16 protein-coding genes and 1 pseudogene are annotated in these 18849 nt (G+C 40.7%); all 17 read left to right on the plus strand.

What is annotated here, in order from left to right; translation table 11 throughout:
* Window positions 1-3 precede the first annotated feature (3 nt).
* Entirely contained in the window at window positions 4-780 is a 777-nt protein-coding gene (locus H8Z82_RS10675) for a ParA family protein (protein WP_118401273.1), read from the plus strand.
* Window positions 773-1678 (plus strand): ParB/RepB/Spo0J family partition protein, encoded by a 906-nt coding sequence (locus H8Z82_RS10680; RefSeq protein WP_118401272.1) that lies wholly within the window; start codon window positions 773-775, stop codon window positions 1676-1678. Before H8Z82_RS10675 ends, H8Z82_RS10680 begins: the two co-directional genes overlap by 8 nt.
* Entirely contained in the window at window positions 1659-2795 is a 1137-nt protein-coding gene (locus tag H8Z82_RS10685) for a DUF6017 domain-containing protein (RefSeq protein ID WP_118401271.1), read from the plus strand. The genes H8Z82_RS10680 and H8Z82_RS10685 overlap by 20 nt, the downstream gene beginning before the upstream one ends.
* Window positions 2796-2801: 6 nt before the next feature.
* Window positions 2802-3140 (plus strand): DUF6050 family protein, encoded by a 339-nt coding sequence (locus tag H8Z82_RS10690; protein WP_118401270.1) that lies wholly within the window; start codon window positions 2802-2804, stop codon window positions 3138-3140.
* A 110-nt stretch (window positions 3141-3250) separates the two neighbouring features.
* Window positions 3251-3607 carry a helix-turn-helix domain-containing protein gene (locus tag H8Z82_RS10695; RefSeq protein ID WP_118401269.1) on the plus strand — a complete coding sequence of 119 codons (357 nt, stop codon included), beginning with the start codon at window positions 3251-3253 and terminating at the stop codon, window positions 3605-3607.
* A gap of 114 nt (window positions 3608-3721) precedes the next feature.
* Window positions 3722-3871 (plus strand): hypothetical protein, encoded by a 150-nt coding sequence (locus H8Z82_RS10700; RefSeq protein WP_015543441.1) that lies wholly within the window; start codon window positions 3722-3724, stop codon window positions 3869-3871.
* Window positions 3872-4040: 169 nt separating this feature from the next.
* Complete coding sequence (locus tag H8Z82_RS10705; protein ID WP_118401268.1) at window positions 4041-4691, plus strand: sigma factor-like helix-turn-helix DNA-binding protein; 651 nt, start codon at window positions 4041-4043, stop codon at window positions 4689-4691.
* Window positions 4681-5103, plus strand: coding sequence for an RNA polymerase sigma factor (locus H8Z82_RS10710; protein WP_118401267.1), 423 nt, complete (start codon window positions 4681-4683; stop codon window positions 5101-5103). Before H8Z82_RS10705 ends, H8Z82_RS10710 begins: the two co-directional genes overlap by 11 nt.
* 510 nt (window positions 5104-5613) lie before the next feature.
* Window positions 5614-7758, plus strand: a complete 2145-nt coding sequence (locus H8Z82_RS17750; RefSeq protein WP_330607930.1) for a thioester domain-containing protein — start codon at window positions 5614-5616, stop codon at window positions 7756-7758.
* The gene (locus H8Z82_RS18045; protein ID WP_408610024.1) at window positions 7727-12262 is read left to right on the plus strand and encodes a VirB4-like conjugal transfer ATPase, CD1110 family; all 4536 of its coding nucleotides are present in this window, start codon (window positions 7727-7729) and stop codon (window positions 12260-12262) included. Before H8Z82_RS17750 ends, H8Z82_RS18045 begins: the two co-directional genes overlap by 32 nt.
* The gene (locus H8Z82_RS17570) at window positions 12252-12383 is read left to right on the plus strand and encodes a hypothetical protein (protein ID WP_279289720.1); all 132 of its coding nucleotides are present in this window, start codon (window positions 12252-12254) and stop codon (window positions 12381-12383) included. Before H8Z82_RS18045 ends, H8Z82_RS17570 begins: the two co-directional genes overlap by 11 nt.
* Window positions 12364-13044, plus strand: a complete 681-nt coding sequence (gene srtB, locus H8Z82_RS10725) for a class B sortase (protein WP_243027576.1) — start codon at window positions 12364-12366, stop codon at window positions 13042-13044. The genes H8Z82_RS17570 and srtB overlap by 20 nt, the downstream gene beginning before the upstream one ends.
* Window positions 13045-13061: 17 nt before the next feature.
* Window positions 13062-16358: a CD1108 family mobile element protein gene (locus tag H8Z82_RS17920; RefSeq protein WP_186995100.1), complete on the plus strand. Its 3297-nt coding sequence runs from the start codon at window positions 13062-13064 to the stop codon at window positions 16356-16358.
* A 17-nt stretch (window positions 16359-16375) separates the two neighbouring features.
* A pseudogene (locus H8Z82_RS10735) lies at window positions 16376-17284 on the plus strand (N-6 DNA methylase); the annotation flags it as partial.
* A 70-nt stretch (window positions 17285-17354) separates the two neighbouring features.
* The gene (locus tag H8Z82_RS10740; protein ID WP_243176448.1) at window positions 17355-17522 is read left to right on the plus strand and encodes a hypothetical protein; all 168 of its coding nucleotides are present in this window, start codon (window positions 17355-17357) and stop codon (window positions 17520-17522) included.
* Between the two features lie 280 nt (window positions 17523-17802).
* Window positions 17803-18348 (plus strand): hypothetical protein, encoded by a 546-nt coding sequence (locus H8Z82_RS10745; RefSeq protein ID WP_015543469.1) that lies wholly within the window; start codon window positions 17803-17805, stop codon window positions 18346-18348.
* Between the two features lie 69 nt (window positions 18349-18417).
* On the plus strand, window positions 18418-18849 hold a 432-nt coding region (locus tag H8Z82_RS10750; protein WP_243176449.1), incomplete at its 3' end, for a TraX family protein.

Consider the following 18849-nt stretch of genomic DNA (forward strand, 5'->3'; position numbering starts at 1 on the left):
TATATGTGTAAAGTAATTGCTATTGCAAACCAGAAAGGCGGAGTAGCCAAAACAACGACAACAATCAATCTGGGAGCCGGACTGGTGAAGTCAGGGAAAAAAGTAGTGCTGGTAGATGCTGATCCACAGGGGCATTTGACAATGGGATTGGGTTTCCCTAAAAATCTCAAGGTAACATTAAAGAGCATGATGGAAGATATTATCATGGGACTGGAATTTGATCCGAAAGAAGCAATTCTCCACCATGAAGAAGGTGTTGACCTGATTCCGTCCAACAAATTGCTTGCCGGAATGGATATGTCCTTATTCACAGTAGAAGACAGAGAAAAAGTGCTGAAAGAGTATCTGGAACTGCTGAAGGATGAGTATGATTATATTCTGATTGACTGTATGCCATCTCTGGGAATGCTGACAATCAATGCTCTGAGTGCAGCGGACAGTGTTCTGATTCCGGTGCAGCCACAATATTATGCGGCAGATGGACTCATGGAATTATTGAAAGTGGTTAAGGGAATCCATCAGAGGTTCAATCCGGATTTACAGATAGAAGGCATTTTATTCACAATGGATAATTGCCGTTACAATAATGCAAAGAGAAACAAACAGGCAATCAAAACTACATATGGAAATGACATTAAGATTTTCGAGCAGACAATTCCGAGAACAGAAAGCCTTGCAGAAACAGCATCGGAGGGTGTAAGCATCTTTGCCTATGATGGAAAAAGCAAGGGGGCAGACAGCTATCTGGAACTGGTTCAGGAGGTGTTGAAACATGCGTAGACCGAAAAAAGATATTCAGCTTACCTCTTATGATGAATTACTGGGATTAGAGGAAACACCGGAAAAGAGTATGAACCAGGTTGTGGAAATAGATCTGGCAAAGCTCTATCCCTTTAAAAATCATCCGTTTCATGTAAACGATGACGAAAAAATGGCTGAAACCGTAGAGAGTATTAAAACTTATGGTGTTTTGACTCCTGCACTGGTAAGACCTCGATCCGAGGGTGGATACGAGATGATTTCCGGGCACAGAAGAAAAAGAGGCTGTGAACTATGCGGAAAGACAACCATGCCGGCTCTTGTCCGAAATTATACGGATGATGAAGCAGTCATTATTATGGTTGATTCCAATATTCAGCGTGAAAATCTATTGCCAAGTGAAAAAGCCCATGCCTATAAGATGAAATATGATGCAATGAAGCATCAGGGAAGCAAAGGCGAAAAATATACAGCAGATATGGTTGGGGAAGCTGCCGGGGACAGTGGAAGAACTGTACAGAGATATATCCGTCTGGCAGCATTATCCGATGCTCTGCTGGAATATGTGGACAATAATAAAATTCCTATGATTGTGGGAGAAAAGCTGTCTTATCTGAAACCAGAGGAACAGGAGTGGCTTCTGGAAGTGATTGCCAACAGCAGCATCTTTCCGACAAAGCAACAGGCAGAACAGTTAAAAGAATGCAGTGCAAATGGAAAATTAAACCAGAGTTATATCTATGCTGTTTTATTAAAAAAGGAAAGCAGTAAGATTAATGTGACGATCCCGGCAAAGAAAATCGGCAATTATTTTCCAGAGACATATTCTAAAGAGCAGATAGAAGAAGTCATTTTCATGCTTTTGGATAAATGGAAAGAAAACAAAGAAGGAGTAGCAGATGCAGAAGATACAGTTTGATTATTTTACAGGGATGGAAGCGGAACAATACAGCTTCTATCGTGTCCCTAAAGTACTGTTTACAGAATCCTGCTTTAAAACTCTTTCTTGTGAAGCAAAGGTGTTATACGGTCTGATGTTGGACCGTATGAGCCTGAGCATTAAAAATAGATGGCTGGATTCAGAGGACAGAGTATACATTATCTTCACTGTGGAAGAAATTGCAGAGCTGATGAACTGCGGAACTCAAAAGGCAGTGAAACTGGTAAAAGAGCTGGACAGCAGTAATGGGATTGGATTGATAGAGAAGAAACGTCTGGGACTGGGAAAACCGAATGTTATTTATGTAAAAAATTTTATGATTAGAGAGGTTCCAGATCAAAAGCCGACAGGTAGCTGTGCAGATCTGCAATCTGAGCAGGAAGAGCATAAAAAAATTGCAAATTTGCAACAAGAAGCACAAAACAGGGGAAAAACAGGCGTTTTTCTGAATTGTGAAAATCATCATTCAGGAGTAGTGAAAACCACAATTCAGGATTGTGCGGAATCACAATTCCAGAATAGTGAAAATCACAATTCAAGAATGGTGAAAACCACAAATCCAGAATTTCCAGAATCACAATTCCAAAATAGTGAAAATCATCATTCAAGAATAGTGGAAATCACAAATCCAGAATGCCCGAAATCACAATCTAATAATACTGATATTAACAAGACTGATATTAGTGAAACTGAGATAAATCAATCTTATCCAATCACATCAAATAATTTCCTAAAGAAAAAAGATGTGATGGAGGAGATGAGAGCATATCGTGAAGTGATTCACGAAAACATAGATTATCAATATCATGCCAAGGAAGATGTAGATGAACTGGTGGAGTTGATGATTGAAGTTATGATGATGCCGGAGGACAGTATGATTCGCATTGCGGGAGTAGAAAAGCCAGTTGCTTTGGTGAAAAGCAGATTTATGAAACTGAACTATTCGCATATCGAATACGTGCTGTTTTGTCTGAATCGAAATACAACCAAGGTCGGGAATATTAAAGCCTATGTTCTGACCGCCCTGTATAATGCCCCGGCAACGATAAACAGCTATTATCAGGCAGAGGTTAATCACGATATGTATGGAGGATAAAGGAACATGAAGAAGATGATAAAAAAAGTGATAGCACCAGTGTTGGTGATTGCGGTATTGTTTGCAGTATTAAGACCGTTTTGCATCCAGGATGGGAAGTGCAATTATTTCTTGCTGTTACTTCTGATGGGGATACCGTTTGGAATCGGAAAAATGTGTGTCTGGATGGTTCCAAGAGGTTTTGACCTCGGAGGCACGCTGGCAGTATGGACAATGAATCTTCTGATCGGAGGATTGATAGGAAGCATCGTTCTTCTGGCAATGATTGGACAGGCAATCATTTATCTCTGCGTTTTTCTGATTACAGTTCTTACAGGGATACATAAAATACCGAGAATAAAATGAAATAGATTTTTTGAAAAGCAGCTAAGACAAAAATTAGCTGCTTTTTTTCGGGGAACTTTGCGACACAATGGCGTAAAGTTGGGACAAATTGTAGGAAAGGAGACACCGTATTGAGCAATCGTGCAATTTCCACAGAACTTATTGAATTGGGAGAACGGATCAGAAAACGCAGACAGGAAATGAAGTTGTCACAGGAATCTTTTGCGGAAAAAGCAGGTATTAGTGTCAATACGGTCAGCAGGATTGAAGGCGGGCAAACTGCAATGTCTGTTGAGATTTTCAGGAAGATGATTGAGATATTGGAAATAGATGCCAATATCCTGCTGGGAAAAGAGGGAGGCGGTACAGAGAAGCAGGAATCAATTCAGGAAGTGCTTTGCCGGATTCAGAAGATGGAATGGAAAGAGCAGAAAATTATCATGCAGACCATAGATTCTCTGATAGACAGTTTTAATGAATACAGGTGAAATTTCACCATATATGGGGTGCAAAATAAAAAAACTCCCCATATATGCTAAGGATAATAGAATCCTGTGTTGTTAAAATGGAAAACAGAGAGATAAAGAAGGGAGATAGGATGGATGACCAGAGAAGAAAATTTGCTTTATCGGAGGCAGTGTCCTTATGATGCAATGGGAGACTATTCTGTTTTGATGGAAAATGAAAAGAACATAAAAGCAGAAAGAAATGCCAAGAAGTCTGATCCTGGCATCAGACGGAAAATAAAGTAGAGAATATTGTAACTATTAGAAAGGGCAGTAAGGAAGTTTCAGGCTCTCGTTAAAAAAAACGGGTGTACCGGAAGCTGTTTTTTACTGCCCTTTTTGTCAGTTGATCAGTAAGAATCCTATCCTTTCTGCCGATGGGCACCTGTTGCCAGCAGGCAGAAAGGTGGTAATTATGCTTACATTGCAGGAATTGAAACAGGTTGTAAGTAACAGGGAAGAAAGAAGAAAGGCTCCGTCCGCTAAATATTTAAGAGAAAACGATGTAGCAGTTGCAAAGCAGAGGTTGATGGACTGTGCGGAAATTATCGCATATCAGACCGGATATGTTCTCTATTGTGTGGGGGACTATGCAACGGTTTTTCCGATATTTACCTGTCGAGATTATGTGTATGAAGCAGAAAGAAAAATAGCAGTTGTTGAGGAGAATTTTTTTGATGATCAACCTTGGTATGTAAGGCTGATATTGGAAGGCGAAGACCGGCTGTGGAGAAACAGGGAAACACGAGAGCATAATAATTGTATTTCGTATAGCTGTATTTCCGAAGAATGGTGCGAATTGGCAGATAAACGGCAATGCCTGCTTGAAAGAATGATTGCAGAGGAAACAGTCAGGGAGTTGATGAATCTGTTGACAGAGCGACAGAGACAGATGATCCAGCGTATTTATTTTCAGCAGCAGACACAAAAAGAAGTCTCGCATGAACTGGGTATTACAGTTCCGGCAGTATCAAAGTGCATTTCACAGGCAATGCAGAAAATGCGGAATAATTCGGATGACTCTGCCAGAGTATTGAAAAAAGGAGACTGGAAGTATGCCTGGTAAAAAGCCAAAAGAAAGACAACGCTATATGCTGCGTGTAAATGATACGCTTATGGAAGTTACCAGGGCAGTATATCTGGCTTGGTATCAGGCTGGAAGAAAAGAGCGATACCAGGTTGAAAAAATGCAGAGGCATGGAGTATGTAGTATGGAGGAATTACAGGAAAAAGGCTATGACTGCTCTTTTTCGGTAGTATCACCGGAAGAAATCATTATCAGACTGTCAGAAATACAGGAACTGGAAAAAGCTCTGGGACATTTGACTAAAGAGGATGCGGAACTGATAACGCTATTGTTTTTTGAAGAATTTACAGTAAAAGAAACAGCACAGTATTTTGGGTGCTGCCCAAAGACGATTAGAAACCGGAGGAAGAAAGTATTGGAGAAATTAAAAGAACAACTGGAAAAAACATAAAACAATGTTGGAATAAAAATTTCTAAAAAATTTTTTAAACAGGTTAATTTTTGCCCTTTCACACATGCGGTTAGTGAAGGGGCAAATGTCTATTTTCAATTCGAGATAATAACTCCCCTTAAAAATTGAACCTTGACAATTTCATACCAGCAGCGAGAGGATACCCGGAATTTTTCAGCTACGCATTTTGCGGCGGGAATCCGGTGAAAACGTGAAGGGATACGGATGGGAGGCACCCTTTGCAGGAACGATTACGAATTACCTCTTGCGGCTTAATGCTTGATCCTGAACTTTACCTGAGTGTCATTCCTGTTTTACAGGATGACAGCAGATACCATGTGGCGGTGTTTCAGTAAAAGGCACTGCCATATGAATGTGCTGTTATCAGAGGTATTTCTGTATCAGCAATAAGATGTGGGAGGTGGTTCCAATGATTGAATAATGCAGGTGTGAGCCTGCATGAAAACAGAATAGATAATAGAAGAAAGAGAGGATTCAGTCAAAATGAAAATGAGATTCAAAAGATTCTTGTCCGGATTTATGGCAGTCGCAACACTGGCTTCTGTCATTATTCAGCCAGTAGCAGTTTCGGCTTCTGAATTAGAACCGGAAGAAATACCATTTGAACAGCAGTATGCAGAATTAAAATATGTTCAGGATTCCCTTGATCCGGATGAGATCGTAAAGGCAAATGATATTGAACTTTCTTATGGGCAGGAATTTGATGTAGAAGTTGATCTGTCTGGAATTGAAGGTGTAGATGAAAGTAAGATTAAGGTTTTATTCCATGAAGCAAAGAATGAAACGGGTACAGATTTTGACACACATACACCAGATACTTACAAGGCTGTCTATGCAGTAAAACCAGTCAGCGGTCATCCTGCTTATAGAATCAGCAGAAACATTACAGTGAAAGAACCGGAAACAGAAGTACAGTCAGAGCGTGCTTCAGAAAGTACGGTAAATGTTGAAGATGATACTGGAGATACAGAGCAGAGCGAGGAAGATTCGGAATCGCACCGGGAAACACAAAATTCTGAAAGCACAGCAGATTTGGAATCTGAATTAACTGTTTCAGAAGCACTGGAGCAGGCAGAGAGTAATGGAATTGATCTGTATGCAATGAATGAAGGCGAAACAGTAACCTTTATGGCTGCGGCAGGCAATGCCAGAAGTTCACAGCAGGTTTCTGTGACCAGAGGGGCAGAATACCGATATGCAGATTATGGATATGGAACATATCTTACTTATCAGTACACTGTAAAATTCGGTAATATATCTGCCACAGCATACTGTGTGCAGCCATCCAAACCAGGGCCAGGAAGTGGAACCTATACGATCAATAAAGTTGGTGATGGGAAAGCACTTGCAAAAGTGTGCTATTACGGTACAAAGGCTTCTGGTGATGATGGTTTTTTTACAGAAGAAAACGGATATGGCAATTTAAGTACAGGAGCCAGATTTATCTTGGTACATCTGGCAGCATCTTATGCAAATGGAAGTGGGGATGCTTTTTCAGGTGCAAACAGTACAGCACAGAATCTGGCAATGAAACTCTATAATTACTGTATTTCACAGCCGGAAATTCCAGATGTGGCAATGTCCTTTTCGGATGCAGATGTAAAAGCCTATGTGGATGGCAACAGTCAGAGAACAAAGGATATTACATTTAATGCGGATGCGTTACAGACCATTACCATGAAACTTCCGGCAGGTGTACAGCTTCATAACCTGACAACAGGTAAAACAAGTAAAGCCGGGGAAAGTGTGGAAATTTGTGGTGGTACAAAGTTTTATCTGTCTGCACCATTAACACAGGTGAGTGATGTGGCAGGAAGCTGGTCTGCAACCATGAAAGGAAGCATTACCAAAGATTATTCAGCTTATAAGATTTCAACAGGTTCCGGAAACCAGGATCTGGCTCTGGTATTTGGTGAAGGCGTTGATGATGAGAAATATGTAGATTTTAAAGTATCCTGGGTACAGCAGGCAAGTGTTAAGGTGATCAAGAAAGATGCCAAGTCAGACGCAAAGCTGTCTGGTGCTGTGTTTGGATTATACAGTGATGCAGAATGCACAAAACTGATCACACAGTTACCTGCGACGGATGAAAACGGTGAAGCGTCCGTACAGATCACTAAGACACAGGATACTGTATATCTGAAAGAGATTACAGCTCCAAGCGGATATCGTATCAATGCAACAGCTTACAATGTGAAACTGGAAGTCAGCAAGACCACAACCGTTACCGTTCCAGATGAAGAACAGATGGGACAGCTTACCGTTTATAAAGAAGGTGAGGTTCTAGTTGGTGCAGATGTAACAGAAAATGGAACAACATTTAAGTATGAGAAACGCAGACAGAGTGGTGCTGTTTATGATGTGTATGCTGGAGCAGATATTAAAACTGCTTATGGTACAAAAGTTTACAGCAAGGGTGATCTGGTAAAAGAGAATCTGACAACAGATACAAACGGAGCTACCGTTCTTAAAAATCTGTATCTTGGTACATATATTGTAAAAGAGAAACAGGCTCCGACAGGATTTTATAATGCTGGAGAGGAAAAGACAGTAACATTATCTTATGCAGGACAGAACAGTAGATTCCAATACTGCATACCAGATGGACGGAACTTCCGGGGATGTAATCATTGAAGCAGTTTATGAGAACCATCCAGTTAAGGGAGAACTGACTATCGTGAAAAAGGGCGAAGTTCTGGACGGATTCAAGGATGATTTTACATATCAGACAGAAAATCTGGAAGGGGCAGAGTTTGAGATTTACGCTGCCGAGGACATCTATACTGCAGATTTCCAGAAAGATGATAATGGAAACCGTATTCTGGAATATGCTACTGGAACACTGGTAAAAACGGTTACAACGGATAAAGATGGGAAAGCAGTCCTGAAAAATCTGCCGCTTGGAAGTTATAAGATTGTAGAAAAGACAGCACCAGATGGTTTTGTTTTAAACAGCGAAGCACAGACCGTTACTTTTTCTTACAAAGATCAGGAAACACCAGTCATTGAGCAGACAGCTATCTTTGAAAATGACCGTCAGAAAGTAGAAATTTCTGTAGTAAAACAGGATGCTGATACAGAAAAAGCAGTTGCAGGGGCAGAGTTTGGACTTTATGCAAAGAATGATATGAAAGCTCATGGAGCTGTAATTGTAAAAGCAGACACACTGCTTGGAAAAGCTGTTTCCGGAGAAGATGGAAAGGCTGTATTTACACAGGATCTTCCATTTGGTGAATATTATATCAAAGAACTTGTAGCACCAGATGGTTATGTATCTTCTGATGAAGTTCTGGAAGTAAAAGCAGAATATCAGGGACAGGATGTTAAGGTAGTACAGTTATCTTCTGTATTTAAGAACCAGCCTACAAAGGTTGTAGTTTCCAAGTCTGATTTAACTACTGGCGTGGAATTGTCAGGTGCGACACTTACTGTTCTGGACAAAGATGGAAATGTAGTTGATACATGGAAATCTGTAAAAGGCGAGCAGCATCTGATTGAACGACTTACTGTAGGGGAAAACTATATTCTCAGGGAAGAGATGGCTCCTTATGGATACCTCAAGGCAGAAGAGATTACCTTTACGATTGAGGATACCGGGGAAATCCAGAAAGTTGAAATGAAAGATGATGTGCCGACAGGAACGATTATCATCAATAAAAATGGAGAATTTCTGGATAAAGTAACTGCACTGGATTCCGTTGGAGGCTGGATCAAACATTTATTCCAGTATGTAACAGGCAGTCTGAAAGATGTTACCTTTGAAGTCTATGCTTTAGAGGATGTGAAATCTGCAGACGGAGAAAGTGAAGATTATTATAAAAAAGACGAGCTGGTAGCAACCATTACAACGGACGATACTGGTATTGCAAAGATATCCGGACTTCCGCTTGGCAAATACTATGTAAAAGAAAAAGCTACAGTGGATGGTTTTGTACTGGATAATGAAGCAAGAGAGATTGATCTGACATACCGGGATCAGGATATTGCAGAAGTCACTTACTCTGCTGACTGGCAGAATAACCGTCAGAAAGCGGAAGTGGAGGTTGTGAAAAAAGAGAAAGATTCTGATCGTGTACTGGAAGGTGCGGTATTTGCCCTCTGTGCCAAGGATGACATTACAGGAGCAGACGGAAAAGTAATTCTGAAAGCAGATACTGTGATCGAGGAACTGGCAACAGACAAAGAAGGCAAGCTGACTTTTACAGCAGATTTACCGATTGGTTTTGCGTATTATATCAAAGAAACATCTCCGGCACCTGGATTTGCAACGACAGATGAAACACAGGAGTTTACATTTGAGTACGACGGTGCAGAAAAGGAAAAAGTATCTTATAAGAATCTTCCTGAGCAGATAGAAGAATTTTCCCATCCGGATGACTGGTGGTTGGATGAAGAGGATTCTGATGATGGTTTACCAGTGTTTGATTCGGACGAGGCAGAAGATTATACAAAGGGCAGACAGCGTTTGACGGGAGTACCGATGGTTACTGGGTATGAAGCACTGGAGCGACACCGAGGTGTCCGCAGACCAAGACGTAAATTAAGCAGACGGGAAAAACGTGCCTGGAAAAAAGCCCAGAAATATGAACTGAAGTTACATAAGGCACACGAAAAGGAAGAAAGAAAACTTGCGAAGCAGGCGGCAAAACAGGCTGCTCGTGAAGAAAAGGCAGCACAGAAACAGGCAAAGAAAGCAGAAAAGCATAAAAAAAAGACAAAGCCGCCGGGTTCTGTAAAATCCAGTGGAAAAAAAGGTACTGGAAAGCAAATATCCAGCACGAATAAAGACAATAGAAATAAAGGGAAAAACATTACCGCACAGCAGTCGATTCCATACAGGGAAATGGGAAAAGACGGAATCTGTCGTGTGGAGGATGGGTATTATTCAAAAACAATTCGTTTTTATGATATCAACTATCAGTTAGCACAGAATGAGGATAAAAATGCGATTTTTGAGAACTGGTGTGATTTCCTGAATTATTTTGACAGTACCATCCATTTTCAGTTGTCCTTTATCAATCATCACAGCAACATGACGGAATATGAAGATGTGATCCGTATTAAAAAGCAGAATGACAGTTTTGATGATCTGCGTATGGAGTTTGCCCAGATGCTCAGAAATCAGTTGGCAAAAGGAAATAATGGTCTTGTCAGAACCAAGTACATTACATTTGGAATTGAAGCTGACAATATCCGGGAAGCAAAACCAAAACTGGAACGTATCGAAACAGACATACTAAATAATTTTAAAGTTTTCGGGGTATCTGCGTATCCGTTAAATGGTGTGGAGCGTTTGCAGATCATGTATGAAACATTCAACCAGAATGTCAAAGTACCATTCAAGTTCAGCTATGATGATATGCTGCGTACCGGGCTGAATACAAAGGATTATATTGCACCATCCAGTTTCCTGTTCAAAAATGGAAAGGATTTTCAGATGGGAGATACCATCGGAGCAGTATCCTATCTGCAGATTCTGGCACCAGAGCTGACGGATAAAATGCTTGCTGAATTTCTGGAAATGGACTGTAACCTGCTTGTTAATCTGCATATCCAGTCCATCGACCAGATGAAAGCAATCAAATTGGTCAAGAGTAAGGTTACGGACATTAACCGCATGAAAATTGAGGAACAGAAAAAAGCGGTACGCTCCGGATATGATATGGATATTATTCCATCTGACCTGAATACATACGGAGGGGAAGCGAAAAGACTTCTGGAAGATTTACAGTCGAGAAATGAAAGAATGTTTCTTGTGACTTTGGTGTTTTTAAATACAGCGAAAAATAAACAGGAGCTGGAAAATGTGGTATTCCAGACGGCAGGTATTGCACAGAAATATAACTGTGCATTAAAAAGATTGGACTATCAGCAGGAACAGGGCCTTATGAGCAGTTTGCCACTTGGAAGAAACTGGATTCCGATCAAGCGGGCATTGACTACCACATCGACAGCTATTTTTGTTCCATTTACAACGCAGGAACTGTTTATGGGTGGGGAATCTATCTATTATGGGTTAAATGCCCTGTCTAATAACCTGATCATGGCAGACCGGAAAAAGCTGAAGAATCCAAATGGGCTGATACTTGGTACTCCTGGATCTGGTAAATCTTTTGCAGCAAAAAGAGAGATTACCAATGTATTTATTGTCACAAAAGACGACATTATTATCTGTGATCCGGAGGGAGAATATTTTCCGTTAGTCCGGGCATTTAACGGGCAGGTTATCCGTATTTCTCCGACCAGTCATGATTACATCAATCCAATGGACATTAATATCAATTATGCGGATGATGACGATCCGTTATCTCTGAAATCAGATTTTATCCTTTCGCTTTGTGAACTGGTAGTAGGAGGGAAAAATGGTCTGGAACCAGTGGAAAAAACAATCATTGACCGATGTGTACGTCTGGTATATCAGGACTATCTTGCTGATCCGGTTCCAGAGAAAATGCCAATTCTGGAAGATTTATATAATCTGCTTCGCAAACAGGAAGAGACAGAGTCGCAGCGGCTGGCAACAGCACTGGAAATCTATGTAAATGGTTCCCTGAAGGTGTTTAATCACCGCACAAATGTAGAGTTGAACAATCGTCTGGTATGTTTCGATATTAAAGACCTTGGTAAACAGCTTAAAAAACTTGGCATGTTGATTGTTCAGGATCAGGTTTGGAACAGGGTAACAGTCAATCGTTCTGCTCATAAGTCTACCAGATATTACATTGATGAGTTCCATCTGTTGCTGAAAGAGGAACAGACAGCAGCGTACAGTGTGGAAATCTGGAAGAGATTCAGGAAGTGGGGAGGTATTCCGACTGGTATCACGCAGAACGTAAAAGATCTGCTTGCATCAAGGGAAATCGAGAATATCTTTGAAAACTCAGATTTTATCCTGATGCTCAACCAGGCATCCGGGGATCGACAGATTCTGGCAAAACAGCTTAATATTTCAACACACCAGCTTTCCTATGTAACAAACAGTGGAGAGGGAGAAGGGCTGATTTTTTATGGAAATACAATTATTCCATTTAAGGACAGATTCGATAATACCCTTATGCTTTATGCGTTAATGTCATCGAAGCCGGAAGATGTAGAGAAGCGTGAAAAACTCGGCATCAAAGGCAGAGATGATAGTTAAAGAGGTGACAGCAGAGTATGAGAAAATGGGTGGCAGGATTGTTACTTTCTATATCCGTTATATTGCTTACGATCAGTCTGTATTTCCTGATGGGATTTTTTATGCAGGAAAGACAGGATAACCAATTACAGCAAGAGTTGCAGGAACTTATGCAGGAAAAAGAGGACGATCCAGAAGAAGATACTTCCGACGATTTAGAGGTAGATGCTGGAATTTTGGCATTGCATGAAGAAAATTCAGATTGTATTGGCTGGCTGACCATTGATGGGACGAGAATAGATTATCCGGTCATGTACCGGCCCGGAGATAAAAATTATTATCTGCATCGGGATTTTAACGGGGAATATTCTGCAAATGGCTGTTTATTTCTGGCAGAGGAATGTGTACCAGGAGATTCGGACAATCTGATCATATATGGACATCACATGAACAGTGGGAAGATGTTTGCTGACCTTGAAAAATATAAGGACGAAGGATTTTATGAAGAACATCCGACAATCCTGTTCCGCACGATATGGGGAAATGAACAGTATCAGATATTTGCAGTATTTACAACACCCGTTTATACAGGAAATGATTTTGATTATTACAGTTTTATCAAAGCGGGAACAGTGGATGATTATAAAAAATTTGTTGCCTCCGTTAAGGAAAAATCACTTTATCAAACAGGAACAACAGCAAAATACAGAGATAAGTTACTTACACTGTCTACTTGTGAGTATTCCCAGAAAAATGGGCGTATGGTACTGGTTGCAAAGAAAAATAACGGAAAATTACCATAGATCAGGAGATGATGACCATGCAAGAGCATGAATATAAAGCAAGGGACAAGACTGTCCAGAAGATGAGCAGGGATGGACTCCGGGAAAAAAATCTTCGCAGTAAAAAGGAAAAGCGAATTACCGGGCGTGAGGCAGATGAGAAGAAAACAGCCGGACACAGGGAACAGGAGCTGGACTTTGGAAAGGTCAGAAAAACTCATACTGCAGAAGAAACGGTTGAGGAAGTGACAGAAGGAAAGCACAGGCTGCAGTCCAGACATGCTTTTCTGGAACAGGAAGAAATTGCAGAAGCGGAAGAAATGGAAAACTCAGAAATGAGTGATGATAAAGCAGGCGGGGAGAAATCTCCGTCTGTTTCACGTTCCAGACTTCGGAAAGAAAGTATCCGGGGGCATCCGGAACGGAAATTTGAACGTGATTCTGAAATAACAGAAACGGACAGGCAGAATCGAAAGAAAAAGATGGTCACAGCCTATGCAGCAAAAGAGCAGAAACGCTACCATGAAAAGTCAGAAGTTGATGAAAAATCAATGGAAGATTTTCGGGAAGAGATCAAAGGCAAGACAAAAAGGGAACAGATACGAAAAGAACAGAAGAAATCAAAATCCCGGCTTTCCTTTGAAGATGAAAGCAAGGGTGTGATTCCTGGCAGTGGGATGGCAAAAAGGGGAGCTTCCGCCGTTTCGGAAACGGTATCTGATTATGGTCAGAAAAAGGTCAGAGAAGATACCGATGATAATGCTGCTCTTGATGCGGCAGGTCAGATGGAGCTTGCAGGAGAAAGTCTTGCAAGAAAGTCTGTTTACGTTCGGGAACGATTGAAAGAGAACCGACAGAGAAATAACCGGTTAAGGGAATCTGTTCTGGAAGAAACAGAAAAATTCCGCCTGCAGTTTGGCACCAGTGCTTCCGATGAAGCAAAAAGGGCGGTTCAGAAAGAAGCAGAGCAGAAAAAGCAGTCTGCCTTAAAGAAATTATTGCAGAAAAAGCGTTACCAGAAGCAGTATCAGGCTGCGAAACAGGGAAAGGCTGTGAAAGATGCAGTGCTTGTAAATGCACAGCGATTTACAGAAAAAGCCAAAGCTGCGGTCAAGGAGCTTGTGGCACAGAACAGGAATATCCTCCTGTCCATAGGAGTTCTGGTTCTGCTGTTTGCGTTGATGGCGACGAGTCTGTCAAGCTGTGCTGCGTTATTCCAAGGAAGTTCCAATGCTATTATTTCTACCAGTTATTCCAGCGAGGATGCAGATATTTATGCTGCGGAAAATGCTTATGTGGCTTTGGAAAATGCACTGAATGAACAGATCAATCAGATGAAAACAAACCATTCCGATTATGACGAGTTCCAGTTCCAGATTGATGAGATCGGACACAATCCGTATCAACTCATTTCTTATCTGACAGTCAAGTACGGCGGTTTTACCTATGCAGAGGTTGCAGATGAGATTCAGGATATTTTTAAGGAACAGTATGGCTTATATACGGATTCGACACGAGAAACCGTAACAGAAAAGAAAACGGTCAGGGTTGGAGAATCATTGGGACAGGTTGTAACCAGTGGATATTGTAACTGCCCGATCTGTTGCGGACAGTGGAGTGGAGGCCCGACAGCAAGTGGAGCCTATCCACAGGCAAATCATACGATTGCGGTAGATGCTTCCAATCCATTTGTGCCAATGGGAACCCATGTCATTATGAATGGCGTGGAGTATGTAGTTGAGGATACCGGAAATTTTGCACAGTATGGTGTGCAGTTTGATGTATTTTATGGCGATCATGCTTCTGCGTCAGCACATGGGCATCGGACCTGGGAAGCATACATAGCAGACAGCAATGGAAGTCAGGAAGTGGAAGTAACGACAACAAGAGAAGTGAACCGGCTGGATGTAACACTTACGAACCATAACCTGGATGCAGTTTTAAGAAACCGTATGACAGATAAGGAACAGGAGCAGTATGACGCTTACAACAAATACTATGGAAATCGTGATTATCTGTTTGACCTTAACACAATTCCGACAGGTGGGGCAGGCTTTGGATATGATATTCCGGCAGAAGCACTTTCTGATCCGCAGTTTGCCAAGATGATCCGGGAAGCGGAAAAATATCTTGGTTATCCGTATGTCTGGGGCGGTGCATCGCCATCTACCAGTTTTGACTGCTCTGGTTTTGTATGCTGGGTAATCAATAATTGCGGAAATGGATGGAACGTGGGAAGAACAACAGCGGACGGGCTTCGTTCTTATTGTTCCTATGTATCTCCATCTGATGCAAAGCCGGGAGATCTAATCTTTTTCCAGGGAACTTATGATACGCCGGGAGCGAGCCATGTTGGAATTTATGTAGGAAATAACATGATGATTCATTGTGGAAATCCGATTCAATATACAACGAGAGCTTACACAACCAGATATTTTAAACGTCTGGTAGTTGGCAGAGTGCAGACACCAACGCTTGCCATGCTGACAGAAAGAAAAGAGAAAATTGAGCATTTCAAGAAAGAAGCCTATTATAAGGTTTCCCTGTCAGATGGGAAACTTACGGTAACGTCAGAGAGTATCCCGTTAGAAACGGAAGCGGAAGAATTAAGAAAACTTTGTGAGGGGGCAGAAGCACTGGTCACAAGGGTAAAAAGAGAACAGAAAAAGACTTTCCCACCAAAACTTTATGATCTGACCAGTCTGCAGAGGGAAGCAAATCGTTTTTTCGGATACACTGCCCAGAAGACACTGGATATGCTGCAGGAGCTGTACGAAGAAAAGATGGTTACCTATCCGAGAACAGACAGTCAGTATGTAACCGAAGATATGAAAGAAACGGTAAAAATGCTTGTCGAAGGCATGACAGATTTTCTTCCGTTTCTGAAATCTGAACAGACTGGAGAAAACATAGATCGTGTGGTTAATAATGCAAAGGTATCTGATCATCATGCAATACTGCCGACAAAAGAAGCAATGGAAAAAGGCATGGGAGGACTTTCCAGTGGAAAGAAAAATCTGCTGATGCTGATCGGACAGCAGCTTGTTCAGGCAACAGGGGAAGAGTACCTTTATGAGCAGACAGAAATTTCCGTACAGTGCAAAGAACATGAGTTTACTGCAAAAGGGAAGCTGCCTGTGCAGATGGGCTTCAAAGAAGTGGAAGAAGCCTTTCGGAAATACTGTGTAAAGGATAAGAAATCTGATGAACCGGATCATAAGACAGAACTTCCAGAAGGATATGAGGAAGGAATGACTCTTGCCTCTGTGAAAGCAGAGAAGAGTACACATTACACTTCTCCGCCGAAGATGTTTACCGAAGATAGGAAGAAATAGAACCGGAAGATATAAAAGAACAGATTGTAGAGCAGGAACCTCATAATTTCCATATTACGGACGATGATCTTGGCTCTGGCGGTCCGAAGGCAAAGTTTAAAGCAAATATGGAAGCTATCCGGCTGTTGAAAGAACTGGAACAGGAGCAGAGATTGGCAACACCGGAAGAACAGGAAGTGTTGTCAAGATATGTTGGCTGGGGCGGTATTCCACAGGCTTTTGAAGAAAGAAACAGTGCTTGGGCAGAGGAATACACGCAGTTAAAAGGAGTCCTTACATCAGAAGAATACAGTGCAGCAAGGGCGTCAACCCTGAACGCTTTTTATACTTCCCCGACAGTCATCAAAGCAATGTATGAAGCACTTGACAACATGGGACTGAAACAGGGAAATATCCTGGAGCCATCCTGTGGAGTAGGTAACTTTATGGGACTTTTACCGGAAAGCATGAGTGCCACAAATATGTACGGCGTGGAGCTTGATCCGGTTTCCGGGCAAATTGCAAAACAGCTTTACCAGAAGAATAGGATTGCAGTACAGGGATTTGAGGAAACCAGTTACCCGGACAGCTTTTTTGACTGCGTGATTGGAAATGTACCGTTTGGGGCATATCAGGTCAGTGACCGCAAATATGACAGATACCACTTTATGATCCATGATTATTTTATTGCAAAATCCTTAGACCTGGTACGTCCGGGCGGAGTGGTGGCAGTTGTCACATCAAGCGGTACAATGGATAAACAGAATCCGGAAGTCCGACAGTATTTTGCAAACCGGGCAGACCTGCTTGGGGCAATACGCTTACCGAACAATGCTTTCCAGAGAAATGCCAATACCAGTGTGGTTGCGGATATTCTGTTTTTCCAGAAAAGGGACAGGGCTGCAATTACAGAACCAGACTGGGTACAGTTAAAAACTACACCGGAACTGGCAAAAGTACATGGAGAATGGGGAATACCTGCGAAGTGCGGAAATCACAGAGGAAGCAAATTACAATATGATTGATGGACTTAAAAATAATGCAGCACCAAAAGATAAAAAGAACCGTCCAAAAGAATCTGTCCTTGCAAAACTGAATGAGAAAAAGGAAGAAATTGCAAGACGTAGTGGACAGAAAGATATGCAGCAGGTAATGGAAGAAGATATAGAACGCAAGAAAAGATAGGCTCTTTTATTAATGGATTTGAATTATAGATTCGAAGTTTTATATTTAGGTTGATGAAAGATTGTTATGTAGGTAGTCTTTCCTGCACTTTTTAATTTAGCTAATACTTTGTGTTTTCAGAAAATATTATTTTTTTATCAAAATTTGTAAATTAATGTCACTATTATGGGCGGGTATTCGTATTATGATTAAAAGAGAAAATAAAGGGGGTGAATCCAATGGGAAAGATATTCGGAAGTCGGAGCAAAAAAGATAATATTTCTAATAAGGGAGGAATTACATGAGAAACAAAAGAATGAGTTTTAAACGTTTATTATTCACATTTATGGTTATGGTATGCCTTTGTGTTCCGTCGTCGATTGTTTTTGCACAAACAGATAAAGAGATGACTCAAGAAGCGGATAAAGGTGTTCCGGAAGTGCGTTTTACAGGCGATGTTAACGGACATGAAGAATTTAAATTTGTACCTGTTGCCAGAACAACTCAAGAACCAACATCAAAATGGTCTTGGAGTGATGGAAAATATTATGTAGATGGTAGTAGTAATTATTCAACATTATATACAAATTATTATTTTACGAGCGTTAAAGGTAAAAAATTTAGTTTTTCTGCAGGCTCAAGTAATAAAGTAAAGGTTGATTTGGTACATAAAGGAACTATTGTTCAAACGGTTGTAAGTAGTTGGACAATTAGTGCGGGTGGTAGTAAATCACATACGATTACAGCTGATGATCTTGGCGGATACAGCAATAGTGATAAATTTTATTTTCGTTTTAATAGCAGCCCTATAGGTAACCGTTATTCTATTTCAGGTTATTTTGGCTAATGTTTTGTAAAAGCCCTTCTATGCAATTGATAGAAGGGCTTTTACACTTTTGAATTTATAGGGGGATTTATGGAAAGGATTAAGAACAATATATTTTTTAATTTAAGTAATACAATGCTTAAAATAATAGGATTAGTATGTATGACCATTGATCATTTGTATTTATATGTATTTGCAAACACTACGATAAATGTTAGTATTTTTAGAATTGTGGGTCGAATTGCAGCACCGTTATTTCTTTTTGCTGTGATACAGGCTATGCGGTATTCATCAGATAAAAAAAGTTATATTTTCAGATTGTATAAATATCATATATGTATTTGCATTCTTGAAATTGTTTTATCGTATTTATTACATTCGGAGATCTCATTTAATGTAATTCCAGAATGGCTTTTTACAGCAATTTATATTTACTTGATTGATATGATTATAAAGAAAGAACATATTATAAGGCATATAGTTTTAATGCTTATACCTATTTTAGTAGGGATAGGAAGTCTT

Origin of the sequence: Blautia difficilis (assembly GCF_014297245.1) — a bacterium.
GTDB classification, from domain to species: domain Bacteria; phylum Bacillota; class Clostridia; order Lachnospirales; family Lachnospiraceae; genus Blautia_A; species Blautia_A difficilis.

Coding starts and splice junctions, on each gene's coding strand:
- H8Z82_RS10675 (WP_118401273.1), top strand. CDS start 4: ATGTGTAAAGTAATTGCTATTGCAAACCAGAAAGGCGGAGTAGCCAAA.
- H8Z82_RS10680 (WP_118401272.1), top strand. CDS start 773: ATGCGTAGACCGAAAAAAGATATTCAGCTTACCTCTTATGATGAATTA.
- H8Z82_RS10685 (WP_118401271.1), top strand. CDS start 1,659: ATGCAGAAGATACAGTTTGATTATTTTACAGGGATGGAAGCGGAACAA.
- H8Z82_RS10690 (WP_118401270.1), top strand. CDS start 2,802: ATGAAGAAGATGATAAAAAAAGTGATAGCACCAGTGTTGGTGATTGCG.
- H8Z82_RS10700 (WP_015543441.1), top strand. CDS start 3,722: ATGACCAGAGAAGAAAATTTGCTTTATCGGAGGCAGTGTCCTTATGAT.
- H8Z82_RS10705 (WP_118401268.1), top strand. CDS start 4,041: ATGCTTACATTGCAGGAATTGAAACAGGTTGTAAGTAACAGGGAAGAA.
- H8Z82_RS10710 (WP_118401267.1), top strand. CDS start 4,681: ATGCCTGGTAAAAAGCCAAAAGAAAGACAACGCTATATGCTGCGTGTA.
- H8Z82_RS17750 (WP_330607930.1), top strand. CDS start 5,614: ATGAGATTCAAAAGATTCTTGTCCGGATTTATGGCAGTCGCAACACTG.
- H8Z82_RS18045 (WP_408610024.1), top strand. CDS start 7,727: ATGGACGGAACTTCCGGGGATGTAATCATTGAAGCAGTTTATGAGAAC.
- H8Z82_RS17570 (WP_279289720.1), top strand. CDS start 12,252: ATGATAGTTAAAGAGGTGACAGCAGAGTATGAGAAAATGGGTGGCAGG.
- srtB (WP_243027576.1), top strand. CDS start 12,364: ATGCAGGAAAGACAGGATAACCAATTACAGCAAGAGTTGCAGGAACTT.
- H8Z82_RS17920 (WP_186995100.1), top strand. CDS start 13,062: ATGCAAGAGCATGAATATAAAGCAAGGGACAAGACTGTCCAGAAGATG.
- H8Z82_RS10740 (WP_243176448.1), top strand. CDS start 17,355: ATGATTGATGGACTTAAAAATAATGCAGCACCAAAAGATAAAAAGAAC.
- H8Z82_RS10745 (WP_015543469.1), top strand. CDS start 17,803: ATGAGAAACAAAAGAATGAGTTTTAAACGTTTATTATTCACATTTATG.